Origin of the sequence: Streptomyces sp. NPDC001796 (assembly GCF_042892355.1) — a bacterium.
Taxonomy (GTDB): domain Bacteria; phylum Actinomycetota; class Actinomycetes; order Streptomycetales; family Streptomycetaceae; genus Streptomyces.
Map to the genome: position 1 here is coordinate 159,922 of NZ_JBIAUC010000004.1, position 16,667 is coordinate 176,588.

Below are 16,667 nucleotides of genomic sequence, written 5' to 3' on the forward strand. Positions count from 1 at the left end.
GGGAGTTGGCGGGCAAGTTCCTCTGGCGCGTGCGGAGGTCTTGCGCGGTGGGCCGGTTGGACGTCTGCGGCGCACTTTGGCAATATTCGCCGCCACGCTTCACCGGAAGCGATTATTCCGTACCAAACCAGGCGGCTGACCTGCGCGCTCGCGTCGATCCGGCGACCGTTGACAGCCTTTCGTGGACCTTGTGAAGACCTCGTGCAGACTGGCTGGATGCGTATTGAGCTGACGTCCGAACCCGGCGATGCGAAGCACCCGAACGAGGACTTCGCCGCGCTCGCGCTACCGGCCTCGGGACAGGGCGGGGCGCTGGTCGTCCTGGACGGGGTGACCCCGCCGGCCGGCGACGACGGCTGTCTGCATTCCGTCCCCTGGTTCTGTGCGCGTCTGGGCGGCCTGCTGACCGAACTGTCTGTTTCACACAGGAATCTGACACTGCCGGAGGTCCTGGCGGAGGCCGTTCTCCGCACCGCCGACACCCACTCCGCCACCTGTGAGCTTTCTCACCCGCGGACACCCCAGGCGACCGTGGTCCTCGCCCGCTGGTCCGATGCCGCGGTGGAGTACCTCGTCCTGTCGGACTCGGCGCTCCTCGTCGAGGCCCCCGACGGCACGGTCACCGCCCTCCTGGACAACCGCCTCGCCCGCCTCCCGCGCGCGGCGCTGGCCACGGACGCGCTGGTGGACGCGACGGTCCGCAACAAGGAGGGCGGCTTCTTCACGGCGGCCGCGGACCCCTCGGTCGCGGCCCGCGCCGTCACCGGGGAACTGCCGCGCGGGCGGGTGCGCGCCCTGCTGGGCCTGACGGACGGGGCGACGCGCTGGATGGAGAAGTTCCGCCAGGGCGACTGGACGGATCTGTTCACGGTCGTCCGCAAGGAGGGCGCGGCGGCGCTGGTGGAGCGCGTACGGGCGCTGGAGAGCGCCGACCGTGAGGAACGGGCGTACCTCGGCCGCAGCAAGACGCACGACGACGCGACGGTGGTGTACGTGGAGCCGTAGGGGTCGTGCCCCGTAGGCCTGCCTCCCCTCAGGGCCGGCGCCCTCGTGGGGCTCCCGCCACCCCTACGGCTACTGCTTGTCCATGCCCAGGTTCAACTGGTGCAGCAGCCGTGCCAGCTCCGCCACCTCGCGCGGGTCCCAGTGGGCGAGCTGGCTCACATAGCGGGCGCGGCGGGCCTCGCGGACGAGGCCGACGCGCCGGTGGCCCTCCTCCGTGAGGTGCACGAGCCAGGCGCGGCCGTCGGCCGGGTCGGGCTCCCGGGCGACCAGACCCAACTCCTCCAGGGCGCGCAGCTGGCGGGACATCGTGGCCTTGCCGACACCGATGTAGGCGGCGAGTTCCGTGGCGCGCTGGCGGCCGCACTCGTCCAGCCGTACGAGGAGCCCGTACGCGGCGGACTCCAGGTCCGGGTGGACCTCCCGGGCCATCTGGCCGGCGTTGGCGCGGGCGCGCCGCAGGAACACGGTCAGCTCGCGCTCCAGCGCCAGGAACTCCTGGTTCACGCCACCGGCCCGGTCCGCACCCTCCGCCGACGCGCCCGGGTCCACCGGACGCCGCTCGCCGTTTCCGTCCTCGTGCACGTCAGTCACCTGGTCCGCTGTCCCGTTCCTCTAAGTTTCCGCCGTAGGTCGCCGTCGCCGCAGCTGCGCCAGTATTTCGCAGGCGTAGACCAACGGCAGCACCGGTCCATGGCGAAGGCCCGGGCCTCCCTCACGAAACCCGGGCCTTCCCTCATCCGGCAGCGTCCGTCACGCCGCCACCGGAACCTCCGGCGTGGCGTCGCTCGTGGCGGGCGCCAGCGCCAGCTCGAGCACCTGGCGGACGTCCGTGACGGCGTGGACGTCGAGCTTGTCCAGCACCTCCGCCGGGACGTCGTCCAGGTCGGGCTCGTTGCGCTTGGGGATGATCACCGTGGTGACCCCCGCCCGGTGCGCGGCGAGCAGCTTCTGCTTCACCCCGCCGATCGGCAGGACCCGGCCGGTGAGCGAGACCTCACCGGTCATCGCCACGTCCGTGCGGACCAGCCGGCCCGACAGCAGCGAGGCCAGCGCGGTCGTCATCGTGATGCCCGCGCTCGGACCGTCCTTGGGGACCGCGCCCGCCGGGAAGTGGATGTGCACGCCCCGGTCCTTCAGGTCGCCGACGGGCAGTTCCAGTTCGGCGCCGTGGGAGCGCAGGAAGCTGAGGGCGATCTGCGCGGACTCCTTCATCACGTCGCCGAGCTGACCGGTCAGGGTCAGGCCCGCCGCGCCCGTCTCCGGGTCGGCCAGCGACGCCTCCACGTACAGGACGTCTCCGCCCGCGCCGGTGACCGCGAGGCCGGTCGCCACACCGGGGACCGCGGTGCGCCGCTCGGCCGGGTCCTGGGCGGACTCGGGCACGTGGTGCGGGCGCCCGAGCAGCCCGCGCAGGTCCTCGTCCCGGACGGTGAACGGCAGCTCCCGCTCGCCGAGTTCGTGCTGGGCCGTGACCTTGCGCAGCAGCCGCGCGATGGACCGCTCCAGGGTGCGCACGCCCGCCTCGCGGGTGTACTCGCCGGCGAGCTTGCGCAGCGCGGCCTCGTCGATCGTGACCTCGTCCTTGTCCAGACCGGCCCGCTCCAGCTGGCGCGGGAGCAGGTGGTCACGGGCGATGACGACCTTCTCGTCCTCGGTGTAGCCGTCCAGGCGGACGATGTCCATGCGGTCGGCGAGCGCCTCCGGGATGGCCTCCAGGACGTTGGCCGTGGCGAGGAACACCACGTCCGACAGGTCGAGTTCGACCTCCAGGTAGTGGTCGCGGAAGGTGTGGTTCTGCGCCGGGTCCAGGACTTCCAGCAGGGCCGCGGCCGGGTCGCCGCGGAAGTCGGAGCCCACCTTGTCGATCTCGTCCAGCAGGACGACCGGGTTCATGGAACCGGCCTCCTTGATGGCGCGGACGATACGGCCGGGCAGGGCGCCGACGTACGTACGGCGGTGGCCGCGGATCTCGGCCTCGTCGCGGACGCCGCCGAGGGCGACGCGGACGAACTTGCGGCCCATGGCGTGCGCGACGGACTCGCCCAGGCTGGTCTTGCCGACGCCGGGCGGGCCGACGAGCGCCAGCACGGCGCCGCCGCGGCGGCCGCCCACGACGCCGAGACCCCGGTCGGAGCGCCGCTTGCGCACCGCGAGGTACTCGGTGATGCGCTCCTTCACGTCCTCCAGGCCCGCGTGCTCGGCGTCCAGGACGCCCCTGGCGCCGCGGATGTCGTACGCGTCCTCCGTGCGCTCGTTCCAGGGCATCTCCAGCACGGTGTCGAGCCAGGTGCGGATCCAGGAGCCCTCGGGGGACTGGTCGCTGGTGCGCTCGAGCTTGTCGACCTCCTTGAGCGCGGCCTCACGGACCTTCTCGGGCAGGTCGGCGGCCTCCACGCGGGCGCGGTAGTCGTCGGACTCCTCACCCTCCTTAGTGTCGCCGTTGAGCTCGCGCAGCTCCTTGCGGACGGCTTCGAGCTGGCGGCGCAGCAGGAACTCGCGCTGCTGCTTGTCGACGCCCTCCTGGACGTCCTTGGCGATGGACTCGGCGACCTCCTGCTCGGCGAGGTGGTCGCGGAGCTGCTGGGTGGCGAGCTTCAGCCGGGCCACCGGGTCGGTGGTCTCCAGGAGTGCGACCTTCTGTTCGGTGGTCAGGAAGGGCGAGTAGCCGGAGTTGTCGGCGAGCGCTGAGACGTCGTCGATGGCCTGGACGCGGTCGACGACCTGCCAGGCGCCGCGCTTCTTCAGCCAGCTGGCGGCGAGGGCCTTGTACTCCTTGACGAGTTCGGTGACGTGGCCGGGCAGCGGGTCGGGAACCGTCTCGTCGATGCGTGTTCCCTCGACCCAGAGTGCCGCGCCGGGTCCGGTGGTGCCCGCACCGATCTTCACCCGTCCCAGGCCGCGGATGAGGGCGCCCGGGTCGCCGTCCGCGAGCCGGCCGACCTGCTCGACGGTGCCGAGGACACCGGTGGCGGCGTAGGTGCCGTCGATGCGTGGAACGAGCAGGACCCTCGGCTTTCCGGGCTCGGAACGGGCGGCCGCCTGGGCGGCCTCCACCGCCGCGCGGACCTCGGAGTCGCTCAGGTCCAGCGGGACCACCATGCCGGGCAGCACAACCTCGCCGTCGAGCGGCAGCACAGGCAGGGTGAGCGGTGAGGACGTCGAAGCCATGATCTCCCCTTCGGCAGTCAAGTTGAGCTGTGCAGACTCAATGCACGAGAGGATTCGATTGTTCCCCGACCCTTGTTCGCTGTCAGCGATCAGTTGCTGCGAGTGCTGTGACCAGGCCCGGATCGGCGCCGGGGGAAGGGGGGAAGATCACCGGCAGAGGCCGGGACGGATCACCGCGAGAGGCCGGGACGGATCACGGCGAGAGCCCGGGACGGCGTCCGCGAGCGGAACCTACGACGGCGCCGCCTGAGGGGCGCGTGACAACGGAACCGCCGGGCGGAGGCCGGAGTTACCGAGCCGGCGCCACCTCGGCTTCGGCGCCGGTCCGGGCCCAGCGCCGTACCAGCGGCCAGGTCGCGATGCCGACCGTCAGCGCCAGCAGATGACCCCAGTTGCTCAGCGGGTCCGTGAACTCGGCCAGGTCCTGGAGGAGTAGCGCGGTGAACATGATCAGCACGGTCCAGCGCAGCCACGGCCGCAGCAATCCCGTCAGCGCGCCCAGGCTCGCCGCCACGCCGAAGCTGATGCCGTAGTCGAGGCGGTGCAGCGAACTGTCCGGCAGATGGCCCGCCAGCACCGCGAGGCCGACCGGGACCTCGGTGCCCAGCGTCGCGAGAACGTGCCCGAGCAGGAAGACGACCGCCGTGCGCGCGCCGCCTATCCGCCGCTCCAGCGCCGTCAGCACGACCAGGAAGACGAGCGTGTAGTACGACATCACCCCGCCCGCGATCCACAGCGCGCTGGTCAGCAGCACCACCGCCGGACTGCGCATCAGATGCGCGACGTCCGTGCTGGATCCCTGGTACAGGGCGTCCATCAGCGACGGGTCGGCGAACTGGGCGAACAGCGAGGTCACCAGCAGCAGGGCGGCGTAGCCGAAAGTGAACGGCGCCCGCTTGGGGCCCGGCAGCAGCGACACCAGGCGCGGTGCCGTCCACGGCACCGGGAGCGCAGCCGGGGGCGCGACGGGCTGCGGCGCCGTGCGCTGGCGCGGCATGCCGTCCAGAAGCGGCGCGCCCGTCTCGGGGGGCGTGAGCACGGCGTCAGCCGCCGAGACCGTACGTTCCAAGGTGCGGCGCTCCTTCCGTCACGCTCCACCCTTCGCGCCGCGCCGGTCGCTGTCTATGACCGACGCCACCCGAGACGCGATTCATAGCAACTTCCCAGCTGTTTCCGGCGTCCGGGCCGACCGCGCGCGGCTGCCGGCGGCATCGGCGCTCCGTTCGACCCCTGCGGGAAAACCAGTTCGATCGCCGGAGAAAATCCGTCGTCCCCCGCACCGCCGGTCACCAGAATGTTGTTCATGCCTCATCCGTACGACACCCACGAGACCCCGGTGGTCCTGGACCGTCGCGAGGGACCGCACGGCGAGGTCGTGCTGCGGCGCCACGGTGAGCTGCTGCAGATCATCGCCAACGGCTGCTTCCTGATGGACACCTCCGACGGACGCTCGGAACGGCTGCTGGTGCAGGCCGCGTCGAACGCCCTGGACGGCCGCCCGGACCCGAGCGTGCTGATCGGCGGACTCGGCGTCGGTTTCTCGCTCGCGCACGCCGCGGCCGACCCCCGCTGGGGACGCATCACCGTCGTCGAACGCGAACGCGCCGTCATCGACTGGCACCTCGACGGCCCCCTGTCCACGCTGTCCGCCGACGCGCTCGCCGATCCGCGCACCCACATCGTGGAGGCCGACCTCGTCGCCCACGTCAATGAGACATCCGACACGTACGACGCCCTCTGCCTGGACATCGACAACGGCCCCGCGTGGACGGTCACGGACGACAACGGAAGCCTCTACTCGACGCACGGACTCACAAGCTGCGCAAGGGTGTTGAAACCCGGCGGTGTGCTCGCGGTCTGGTCGGCCGAGCCTTCTCCGGAATTTGAAGGAACCCTTAGGAATGCCGGGTTCCGGCAGGTGCGTACCGAAGAGGTCCCCGTTGCCCGGGGCGTTCCCGACGTCGTGCACCTCGCGATCGGACCTGGATAGCCGACCGGCGGTAACTCCCCGTACGCTGCATCCCTGACGCGGATCATTCAAGCGTCAAACGCAGTCATGGGATCACCCCACGGATTCCGGAAAGCAACCCCAGGGGCGGGCGATGGAGCAGACACACACCTCCCACAACGGCACGACGGCGACCCCGGGCGCTCAGCGGCGCGTCCTGGTGGTCGAGGACGACCAGACGATCGTCGACGCCATCGCCACCCGTCTGCGCGCGGAGGGATTCCTCGTGCAAACGGCAGGTGACGGTCCGGCGGCGGTCGACACGGCGGAGGCCTGGCAGCCCGACCTGCTGATCCTCGACATCATGCTGCCGGGCTTCGACGGCCTGGAGGTCTGCCGACGCGTGCAGGCCCAGCGCCCGGTGCCGGTGCTGATGCTCACCGCGCGCGACGACGAGACCGACATGCTGGTCGGGCTCGGTGTCGGCGCCGACGACTACATGACCAAGCCGTTCTCGATGCGGGAGCTGGCCGCGCGCGTGCACGTGCTGCTGCGCCGGGTGGAGCGGGCGGCGCTGGCCGCCTCGACCCCGCGCACCGGCATACTGCGCCTCGGCGAACTGGAGATCGACCACGCACAGCGCCGGGTGCGGGTTCGCAGCGAGGACGTCCATCTGACGCCCACCGAGTTCGATCTGCTGGTGTGCCTGGCCAACACGCCACGCGCCGTGCTCTCCCGTGAGCAGTTGCTCGCGGAGGTGTGGGACTGGGCGGACGCCTCCGGCACCCGCACCGTGGACAGCCACATCAAGGCGCTGCGGCGGAAGATCGGCGCGGAGCGCATCCGGACGGTGCACGGCGTGGGCTACGCCCTGGAGACCCCGACGCCATGAGCGACGGGCGGTCGGCCGCGCGGAGGAGCCCCGGGCAGCCCTGGGGCGGCGTACGTCCGTTCTCGATCAAGACCAAGCTGGGCGCGCTGGTCGTCATCTCGGTGTTCATCACCACGGGCCTGCTGATGATCGCGGTGCGTACCGCCACCGAGCTGCGGTTCATCACGGTGTTCTCGATGATCGCCACCCTGCTGATCACGCAGTTCGTGGCGCACTCGCTCACCGCCCCGCTGGACGAGATGAACGCGGTGGCCCGGTCCATCTCGCACGGCGACTACAGCCGTCGTGTGCGCGACAACCGCAGGGACGAGCTGGGTGACCTGGCCCAGACGATCAACCTGATGGCCGACGAGCTGGAGGCCCAGGACAGTCAGCGCAAGGAGCTGGTCGCGAACGTCTCGCACGAGCTGCGCACGCCCATCGCCGGGCTGCGCGCGGTGCTGGAGAACATCGTCGACGGGGTCACCGAAGCCGACCCGGAGACCATGCGCACGGCTCTGAAGCAGACCGAGCGCCTCGGACGCCTGGTGGAGACGCTGCTGGACCTCTCCCGCCTGGACAACGGCGTCGTTCCGCTGAAGAAACGTCGCTTCGAGGTGTGGCCGTACCTCTCGGGCGTCCTCAAGGAGGCCCAGATGGTGTCCTCCGCGCGCGCGGGCATCGCCTCGGGCTCCGGCAGCCACACCCGTACGGACGTCCATCTGCACCTCGACGTCTCCCCGCCGGAGCTGACCGCGCACGCGGACCCGGAGCGGATCCACCAGGTCGTCGCCAACCTGATCGACAACGCCGTCAAGCACAGCCCGCCGCACGGCCGCGTCACGGTGAAGGCCCGGCGCGGCCCCGCACCGGACTCCCTGGTGCTGGAGGTGCTCGACGAGGGCCCCGGCATCCCCCGGTCGGAGTGGCACCGGGTCTTCGAGCGCTTCAACCGCGGCGCCGTGAACCGGCCGCACGGGCCCGGCAGCGACGGCGGCACGGGCCTCGGCCTGGCGATCGCCCGCTGGGCGGTGGATCTGCACGGTGGCCGGATCGGTGTGGCCGAATCCCCGCGCGGCTGCCGGATCCAGGTCACCCTTCCGGGAGAGCCATCTCTGCCAAGTTGACGTAAAGTTCGAAGCGGAGCAACAAGATCCACGTCCGTCCGCGCAGCCGGACACGTGTGATCAGGCAGAGGCCCGCGCACTCCCCGCGCCGGGTCCGGGTCGTCGCACCCGCCCACAACCGGAACCACGCTTGTTTCCCGCCATTTCAACCCCTGAAACGCACTTTCCGATGTGACTTACGCGACGATGAACCGGCCCGACCTGACCTTCGCGGTCTTGGAGGCGTAGCCTTTATTCCCGCTGTCCAATCACCTTGTGAAGCGGAAGAGGGCGGTTGCCGCCGTGTCGCCACAGTCCCCCAGTAACCCGAGCGTCTCGACCGACGACCAAGCCGGGAAGAACCCCGCTGCTGCGTTCGGTCCCAACGAGTGGCTCGTCGACGAGATCTATCAGCAGTACCTCCAGGACCCGAATTCGGTAGACCGCGCCTGGTGGGACTTCTTCGCCGACTACAAGCCGGGGGCCGCCGCGGCTGCCTCCTCGGCTCCGTCGGGTACCGCGGCTGCGGGGGCCGCGGAGACCACCACGGCGCCCCAGGCGGCGCAGGCCGCGCCCGCGGCCCCCGCCGCACCGCAGGCCCCGGCCGCCGCCGCACCGCAGCCGGCCGCCGCGCCGGCCCCGGCGAAGCCCGCTCCGGCGGCCGCCGCACCGGCTCCGGCCAAGCCCGCCGCACCCGCCGCCGCGAAGCCCGCCGCGGCCCCTGCCCAGCCCAAGAAGGACGAGCCCGTGTCCGAGGCCCCCGCCGGCCCCGAACTGGTGACGCTGCGCGGCCCCGCCGCCGCCGTCGCGAAGAACATGAACGCCTCCCTGGAGATCCCCACGGCCACGTCCGTGCGCGCGGTCCCGGTGAAGCTGCTCTTCGACAACCGGATCGTCATCAACAACCACCTCAAGCGCGCCCGCGGCGGGAAGATCTCCTTCACCCACCTCATCGGCTACGCGATGGTCCAGGCCATCAAGGCGATGCCGTCGATGAACTGGCACTACGCGGAGAAGGACGGCAAGCCCACCCTCGTCAAGCCGGACCACGTCAACCTCGGCCTCGCCATCGACCTGGTCAAGCCCAACGGCGACCGCCAGCTCGTCGTCGCGGCGATCAAGAAGGCCGAGACGCTGAACTTCTTCGAGTTCTGGCAGGCCTACGAGGACATCGTCCGCCGTGCCCGCGACGGCAAGCTGACGATGGACGACTTCACCGGCGTCACCGTCTCCCTCACCAACCCCGGCGGCCTCGGCACGGTCCACTCGGTGCCGCGCCTGATGCCCGGCCAGTCGGTGATCATGGGCGTCGGTTCCATGGACTACCCGGCGGAGTTCCAGGGCACCTCCCAGGACACCCTGAACAAGCTCGGCATCTCCAAGGTCATGACGCTCACGTCGACCTACGACCACCGGGTGATCCAGGGCGCCGCCTCCGGCGAGTTCCTGCGCATCGTCGCGGGCCTCCTCCTCGGCGAGAACCGCTTCTACGACGAGATCTTCGAGGCCCTGCGCATCCCCTACGAGCCGGTCCGCTGGCTCAAGGACATCGACGCCTCGCACGACGACGACGTCACCAAGGCCGCCCGCGTCTTCGAGCTGATCCACTCCTACCGGGTCCGCGGCCACGTCATGGCCGACACCGACCCGCTGGAGTACCGCCAGCGCAAGCACCCCGACCTGGACATCGTCGAGCACGGCCTCACCCTGTGGGACCTGGAGCGCGAGTTCGCCGTCGGCGGCTTCGCCGGCAAGTCGATGATGAAGCTGCGCGACATCCTCGGCGTGCTGCGCGACTCGTACTGCCGCACCACCGGCATCGAGTACATGCACATCCAGGACCCCAAGCAGCGCAAGTGGATCCAGGACCGCGTGGAGCGCCCGCACACCAAGCCGGAGCGCGAGGAGCAGCTGCGCATCCTGCGCCGCCTGAACGCGGCGGAGGCCTTCGAGACCTTCCTGCAGACGAAGTACGTCGGCCAGAAGCGCTTCTCCCTCGAGGGCGGCGAGTCCGTCATCCCGCTGCTCGACGCGGTGATCGACTCCGCTGCCGAGTCCCGCCTGGACGAGGTCGTCATCGGCATGGCCCACCGCGGCCGCCTGAACGTGCTGGCGAACATCGTCGGCAAGTCGTACGCGCAGATCTTCCGCGAGTTCGAGGGCAACCTCGACCCGAAGTCGATGCACGGCTCCGGCGACGTGAAGTACCACCTGGGCGCCGAGGGCACCTTCACGGGTCTGGACGGCGAGCAGATCAAGGTCTCGCTGGCCGCGAACCCGTCCCACCTGGAGACGGTCGACCCGGTCATCGAGGGCATCACCCGGGCCAAGCAGGACATCATCAACAAGGGCGGTACGGACTTCACGGTCCTGCCGGTGGCGATCCACGGCGACGCGGCCTTCGCGGGCCAGGGCGTGGTGGCCGAGACCCTGAACATGTCGCAGCTGCGCGGCTACCGCACCGGCGGCACGGTCCACATCGTCATCAACAACCAGGTCGGCTTCACCGCGGCCCCCGAGTCCTCGCGCTCCTCGATGTACGCGACGGACGTGGCCCGCATGATCGAGGCCCCGATCTTCCACGTGAACGGCGACGACCCGGAGGCGGTCGTGCGCGTGGCGCGTCTGGCCTTCGAGTTCCGCCAGGCGTTCAACAAGGACGTGGTGATCGACCTCATCTGCTACCGCCGCCGCGGTCACAACGAGTCGGACAACCCGGCCTTCACCCAGCCGCTGATGTACGACCTGATCGACAAGAAGCGCTCGGTGCGCAAGCTCTACACCGAGTCCCTGATCGGTCGCGGCGACATCACCCTGGAGGAGGCCGAGCAGGCGCTGCAGGACTACCAGGGCCAGCTGGAGAAGGTCTTCACGGAGGTCCGCGAGGCCACCACGGCCCAGCCGACCGCCGGCCCGGTGCCGGACCCGCAGGCGGAGTTCCCGGTCGCCGTGAACACCGCGATCTCCACGGAGGTCGTGAAGCGGATCGCCGAGTCCCAGGTCAACATCCCCGACTCCTTCCACGTGCACCCGCGTCTGCTGCCGCAGCTGCAGCGCCGGGCGGCGATGGTCGAGGACGGCACGATCGACTGGGGCATGGGCGAGACCCTCGCGGTCGGCTCCCTCCTCCTGGAGGGCACCCCGGTCCGCCTGTCCGGCCAGGACTCCCAGCGCGGCACCTTCGGCCAGCGCCACGCGGTCCTCATCGACCGCCGGACGGGCGAGGAGTACACCCCGCTCCAGTACCTGGCCGAGGACCAGGCGCGCTACAACGTCTACAACTCCCTCCTGTCCGAGTACGCGGTCATGGGCTTCGAGTACGGCTACTCACTGGCCCGCCCCGACGCGCTCGTGATGTGGGAGGCGCAGTTCGGCGACTTCGTCAACGGCGCGCAGACGGTGGTCGACGAGTACATCTCGGCGGCCGAGCAGAAGTGGGGCCAGACGAGCGGTGTCGTCCTGCTGCTCCCCCACGGCTACGAGGGTCAGGGACCGGACCACTCCTCGGCCCGCGTCGAGCGGTTCCTCCAGCTCTGCGCCCAGAACAACATGACGGTCGCCATGCCGACCCTCCCGTCGAACTACTTCCACCTCCTGCGCTGGCAGGTGCACAACCCGCACCACAAGCCGCTGGTGGTCTTCACCCCGAAGTCGATGCTGCGTCTCAAGGCCGCCGCATCGAAGACGGAGGAGTTCACGTCGGGTCAGTTCCGCCCGGTCATCGGCGATTCGACGGTGGACCCCGCTGCCGTCCGCAAGGTCGTCTTCGTGGCCGGCAAGCTGTACTACGACCTCGACGCCGAGCGGCAGAAGCGCGGCATCACGGACACCGCGATCATCCGCCTCGAGCGCCTGTACCCGCTGCCGGGTGCGGAGCTCCAGGAAGAGATCAAGAAGTACCCGAACGCCGAGAAGTACCTGTGGGCCCAGGAGGAGCCGGCGAACCAGGGCGCCTGGCCGTTCATCGCCCTGAACCTGATCGACCACCTGGACCTGGCGGTCGGCGCGGACATCCCGGCCGGCGAGCGCCTGCGCCGCATCTCCCGCCCGCACTCGTCGTCCCCGGCGGTGGGCTCGGCGAAGCGGCACCAGGCGGAGCAGGAGCAGCTGGTGCGTGAGGTGTTCGAGGCGTAGGCCTCACCGGAGCACCACGAGGGGCCCGGCCCGAGTCCGCGTGACTCGGGCCGGGCCTTTTCCGTGTCCCGGACGGCTCACGGGCTGCGCGGTCCGCGCCGCCTGAGGGCCGGCTGCCGCGCCGCCGGCTGCTGGGCCGCCGCCTCCAACTCGGCGCAGGCCCTCACCACGGCGGCCCGGTGCTCGCTCGCGGAGCCGCCCACGGCGATACGTGTCCGCTCGGTGTGCTCCTGCTCCCTGCTTACGGCCGTGCGGTGGGCGATCCAGGCGCGGACCAGCGTGGTCAGCGCACTCACCAGGACGACGGCGATGGTGAGAACGGGGTCGGTGGCGGTCGTCGGCACAGAGGTCTCCCTCGGACGGGCGGCTGGCGGGTGGCTGCCTCAACTCTGGGACCGGGCAAGGGTTTCCCTCTACGCTGGGGAAACTGCGGGAAATTCGGAAATCGGCGAGGGGGCCATGACCGGGGGACGACCACCGAAAGGGGACCGGCAACGGCACCCGGAGCTTGAGGAGTTGGCGGAGTGGTTCGCCCAGGCGTTCAGGAAGGCGGGGTACCGGAGCCCCGGCGCCGTCGTCCAGGACGAAGTCGCCCCCAAGCGCGTGGTGTACGGCATCCACAACGCCGCTGAACTGCCAAGGCTCCAGCAGGTCAAGGCCTACGCCGTGGCCCTCGGCCGTGAGCCGGCCGAGGTCTTGCCGCTGTGGGTCCACGCCAGGGAGGCCATGGACCGCACCGCGGAGGCCGCCCGGGAGGCCAAGGAACCGCAGCTGACCTCATGGGCGGAACTCCCGCAGCCCAGCCTCTCCCTGAAGACCCTGCTGGAGGCGCAGGCGCGTGCGGTCGAGCGTTTGCCGTACGACACGCTGGACGTGGAGGAACCGCCGTTGTCGGCTGTCTACGTCCGCCAGCGGGTCCGTGCATCTCGCGACGCCGTTCCGGAGACCACGGAACGGCGCAGGGGTGAACCGCGCAGCGAACCCGACCGGAACGCCGATAGCGAACCCGACCGGAACGCCGATAGCGAACCCGACCGGAACGCCGAGCCACCGCGCGTGGAGGCCAGGATGCCGGTTCACGACGCGCTCGCCCGTCACGAACACCTGCTGATCACCGGGGAACCCGGAGCCGGCAAGTCTACGCTGACCAGCCATCTCGCCTGGACCCTGGCCCGCATCTGGACGCGCCAGGAGACCAGCCTGTCCGCGCCACTGAAGGAGCCCGTCCTGCCGGTGCGGATCGCCGCCCACACGCTGGTCGGGGAGTCGGCCTCATGGAGCGCGACACTGGACCGTGCCGTGCGCCGCAGCATGGGGTCCTCCCTCGTGGCGGACCCCGCCCCCTGGCTTTTCCGGGGCCGCGTGCACGGCGCCCGTTGGCTCGTCCTCCTGGACGGTTTGGACGAGATCACCGACCACGACGCGCGCAGGGCAGTCATCAGGACGATCGCACAGTTCGCTCGCACCGACAGCGACTATCGCTTCGTCATCACCAGCCGTTCCCTTCCCGATGCCGAACTGTCGCCGCTCCGCACGGTGGCGTTCGGCGACTACATGCTGGAACCGTTCGGCCCCGAGGAACTGCGCGAGTTCGCCGCCAGCTGGTTCGCCGCGCAGTTCGGCGACGAGCAGGCATCCTCTGCCGCCGATCGCTTCCTCAAGGAGACCGAGGACAGCCGTCTACGGGAACTCGTGAGCAATCCGCTGTTGGCCACCATCGCGGCGGTGAACGCGACCATCAGTCCCAGTCGCCCGCTGCCCACGAACCGGGTGAGTCTCTACCAGGCGTTCTTCGCACGTCTGCTCGTTCAGGGAGCCCGGCACTCCTCGACCGGGCGGAGTGCTCTACGCCACCGTCTCCGCGACGAGCCGGATCGCCTGGAACTGCACCTTTGGCTGGACAGCAACAAACGTGCCATGCTCCGGATGCTGGGCCGTCACCGGCTGGAGAAGAAAGGCCCGCTGCTCGACGCGGCCGCTGACTGGGTACGGGGACAGATACCGGCACTGGTGGACAGGCTGCCCGACTGGCAGGACGACCTCTCCGGTTTCCTGCGCGGCACCGGACTGCTCGTCGGCGCGGAGAACGGCTTTCGTTTCCTGCACCACTCCTTCGCCGAATACTTCGCCGCCGAGTCCTACGCCGCCGAGGCACGTGCAGACTTCCCGGAACTGGAGTCGTGGTTCTGGCGGGCCGTTCAGGACGACGACCAGACGCTGGCCGTTTTCGTGCTGTGTCTGTGGGCGGACAGGCCCGATTGTGACCCGGACCTGGTCGCGGAACGCCTTCTCTCGGGCACCGCGGGAGGCAACGAGCGACCACTGCTGGCTGGTCTGCTTCTCGCCGAGGGAGTCAGGTTCGGCGCCGCTGCTTCCCAGCAGCTGGTCGAGCGGCTGGTCGGCATCGCCTGCAGTGGCTGGGACCGCGACGATCAGGCTGAGGCCTTCAAGGTCCTCGGCGGCCTGGGTCACGTGCCCACCGTCGCCGACCGGCTGGAAGACATGGCGCGATCCGTGGACATGCCGGTCGAGGAGCGGCTGCTCGCGCTCCGGGCGTTCAGCCGGTTCGGACCGGCCGATGTCGCCGAAGAGCTGCTGATCGGCGTGCTGGGAGGTGTGTACGACTCACTGGACAAGGCTGCTGAGATCGCCTGCGTCCTCGGCCCCAGTGCGAAGGAGGCGGTGCGCCGACGCGCTCTCGCTGTCATGTCGTCCCCGGCCGTGTACCCGTCGATGACCGGCTTCGTTCTGGAGGCGTTGGCCCAGATGGATATGTCGGAGGACGTGGAGCAGTTGGCGGGCACCGTGCTGGCCGACCACTCCGTCCGGTCCACGACGGTGGGCAAGGCCACGGAAGCATGGATGACGGTGACTCCAGAAGCGACGCGCAGCCAGGTCGCCGAGCAGGTCGTGGAGTTGGTCCTTCGGCGACCCGCGTGCGATTCCCTGAGTTGTATGAGCGCCGGCAAAGTGCTGGAGAAATTCGATGAGCAGCAGGCAGCCGCCGAACTCGCCCGGCATCTCCTGGCGTCCGATCAGCTGTGGACGGATCCGCTGGACTGGGCCACGGCGACCCTCATCGCCGTATGCGGTGATGAGAGCCGCCCGGTGCTGGTCAGCGCCCTGGAACGCAGCTCCCCGGATCTCGGCCACTACCCCTGGATCCCCGCCCGCCTCCGTGCGGCTCTGACCGGACTGGGCGGACGGGCGGAGGCTGCGGCATGGGCCCGGGACATGCTCGACCGCTCTGGTGAGTTCATCGGGTACGCCGACGAGTCGGTGGCCACCTGGCTGCGAGCCGAGGGCCTGTCGGCCGTCGAGCACATCATGGAGCACACCTCACGCGGTCGACGCGTGCTGCCCCACGATCGTCCCGAGATGGCCCGGGTCCTCCTCGACGCAGGAGCACCCGCCGAGGCCTGTGAGGTCGCTGAACTCGCCCTGCGCACGCCCAACGCGCTGGAGGACGGGTACGAGACGGCCGCTCAGATCTTGATCAAGGTCCGCGGCATATCCGCCGCCGAGCTGTTCCCGGACATCTGGAAGTCCACTCCCATGCTGGCCGTGAACAGCAACTGGCTGCAGGGGGTGATCAAGGCTCTCCCCGCCTGCACGGAACAGGCGGACCGACTGCTGCCTGTGATCAGTGAGCTGAGCCGCTGCCTCATCGCCCTGCCGTCGGCGGACGGGAAGGCCGTGATGTCGGGGCTTCGGGCCCTGCTCAGCGTGGAAGGCGCAGCAGCCGTGCCGCTGGCGGTGCGCGTGGCGGTGGAAAGATGCTGGCTGAGCTGGGACCAGATCCGGGAAGTCGCCGGACACTGTGCCGCGCTCGGTCGACGCGACGCTGCGATGACAGTGTGGCGCCACGTCCTTTCCCAGTCGGATTCGAACGGCAACCTGGAAGTCGCCCTCTTCGCCGATATGCAGGCGGCAGGGGCCACGGCGGAGGCCATCACCTGGATCACGGACATCCTCTCCGAGGAAGCGCCCCACCCCTCCCGCTCGTTGCGCCTCCGGCAGCTCCTCGCCTGGCTCGAGGAAGGGGAGCGGAGCTATCCCGCGGCGCTCCCGGCCGGTCCGTAGGCTGGTTCCGGCACCATCGCAGCTTACGAACGCAGGAGAGCATCCCCATGTACTTCACCGACCGCGGCATCGAGGAACTGGAACAGCGGCGCGGCCAGGAGGAGATCACCTTCGAGTGGCTCGCCGAGCAGCTCCGTACGTTCGTCGACCTCAACCCGGACTTCGAGGTACCGGTGGAGCGGCTGGCGACCTGGCTGGCACGGCTGGACGACGAGGACGACGAGTAGGCAGCCGACAGGGCGGGGCGCCCCGTTCACGGGCGCTGTCCCACCCGTTGGTGGGTGATCACTGGATCGGGTGTCTTGACTTCCCGCGGCCGCGATATATCGTGAATAGCGAAGACGCGATATGC

At 70.1% G+C, this 16,667-nt stretch carries 11 protein-coding genes; 7 read left to right on the plus strand and 4 right to left on the minus strand.

What is annotated here, in order from left to right; translation table 11 throughout:
• The first annotated feature begins 216 nt into the window (after positions 1-216).
• Positions 217-1,005, plus strand: a complete 789-nt coding sequence (locus tag ACFYZE_RS10335) for a protein phosphatase 2C domain-containing protein (RefSeq protein WP_388990829.1) — start codon at positions 217-219, stop codon at positions 1,003-1,005.
• Between the two features lie 69 nt (positions 1,006-1,074).
• Here ACFYZE_RS10335 and ACFYZE_RS10340 read toward each other — a convergent pair whose 3' ends face one another.
• From ACFYZE_RS10340 to ACFYZE_RS10350, 3 genes are all read right to left on the minus strand, one after another.
• Positions 1,075-1,587, minus strand: coding sequence for a MarR family winged helix-turn-helix transcriptional regulator (locus ACFYZE_RS10340; RefSeq protein WP_388990830.1), 513 nt, complete (start codon positions 1,585-1,587; stop codon positions 1,075-1,077).
• Between the two features lie 168 nt (positions 1,588-1,755).
• The gene (lon, locus tag ACFYZE_RS10345) at positions 1,756-4,173 is read right to left on the minus strand and encodes an endopeptidase La (RefSeq protein WP_388990832.1); all 2,418 of its coding nucleotides are present in this window, start codon (positions 4,171-4,173) and stop codon (positions 1,756-1,758) included.
• 289 nt (positions 4,174-4,462) lie between these two features.
• Positions 4,463-5,242, minus strand: a complete 780-nt coding sequence (locus ACFYZE_RS10350) for a rhomboid-like protein (RefSeq protein ID WP_388990834.1) — start codon at positions 5,240-5,242, stop codon at positions 4,463-4,465.
• 234 nt (positions 5,243-5,476) lie between these two features.
• On the opposite strand from ACFYZE_RS10350, the gene ACFYZE_RS10355 reads away from it, so the two are divergent.
• The 4 genes from ACFYZE_RS10355 to ACFYZE_RS10370 all read left to right on the plus strand — a co-directional run bounded on the left by ACFYZE_RS10355 (position 5,477) and on the right by ACFYZE_RS10370 (position 12,232).
• On the plus strand, positions 5,477-6,163 hold the full coding sequence (locus ACFYZE_RS10355; protein ID WP_388990836.1) for a spermidine synthase: 687 nt from the start codon (positions 5,477-5,479) through the stop codon (positions 6,161-6,163).
• A 112-nt stretch (positions 6,164-6,275) separates the two neighbouring features.
• Positions 6,276-7,013, plus strand: a complete 738-nt coding sequence (locus tag ACFYZE_RS10360; RefSeq protein WP_388990838.1) for a response regulator transcription factor — start codon at positions 6,276-6,278, stop codon at positions 7,011-7,013.
• Positions 7,010-8,119, plus strand: coding sequence for an ATP-binding protein (locus tag ACFYZE_RS10365; RefSeq protein WP_388990840.1), 1,110 nt, complete (start codon positions 7,010-7,012; stop codon positions 8,117-8,119). Before ACFYZE_RS10360 ends, ACFYZE_RS10365 begins: the two co-directional genes overlap by 4 nt.
• A gap of 282 nt (positions 8,120-8,401) precedes the next feature.
• A complete protein-coding gene (locus ACFYZE_RS10370; RefSeq protein ID WP_388991441.1) occupies positions 8,402-12,232 on the plus strand; it encodes a multifunctional oxoglutarate decarboxylase/oxoglutarate dehydrogenase thiamine pyrophosphate-binding subunit/dihydrolipoyllysine-residue succinyltransferase subunit in 3,831 nt (1,276 codons plus the stop codon).
• 77 nt (positions 12,233-12,309) lie between these two features.
• On the opposite strand, the gene ACFYZE_RS10375 is transcribed toward ACFYZE_RS10370, so the two are convergent.
• Positions 12,310-12,576, minus strand: coding sequence for a hypothetical protein (locus ACFYZE_RS10375; RefSeq protein WP_388990842.1), 267 nt, complete (start codon positions 12,574-12,576; stop codon positions 12,310-12,312).
• 115 nt (positions 12,577-12,691) lie between these two features.
• On the opposite strand from ACFYZE_RS10375, the gene ACFYZE_RS10380 reads away from it, so the two are divergent.
• Positions 12,692-16,315 (plus strand): NACHT domain-containing protein, encoded by a 3,624-nt coding sequence (locus tag ACFYZE_RS10380; protein ID WP_388990844.1) that lies wholly within the window; start codon positions 12,692-12,694, stop codon positions 16,313-16,315.
• A 47-nt stretch (positions 16,316-16,362) separates the two neighbouring features.
• Positions 16,363-16,542: a DUF6104 family protein gene (locus ACFYZE_RS10385; RefSeq protein ID WP_388990846.1), complete on the plus strand. Its 180-nt coding sequence runs from the start codon at positions 16,363-16,365 to the stop codon at positions 16,540-16,542.
• Positions 16,543-16,667: the final 125 nt, after the last annotated feature.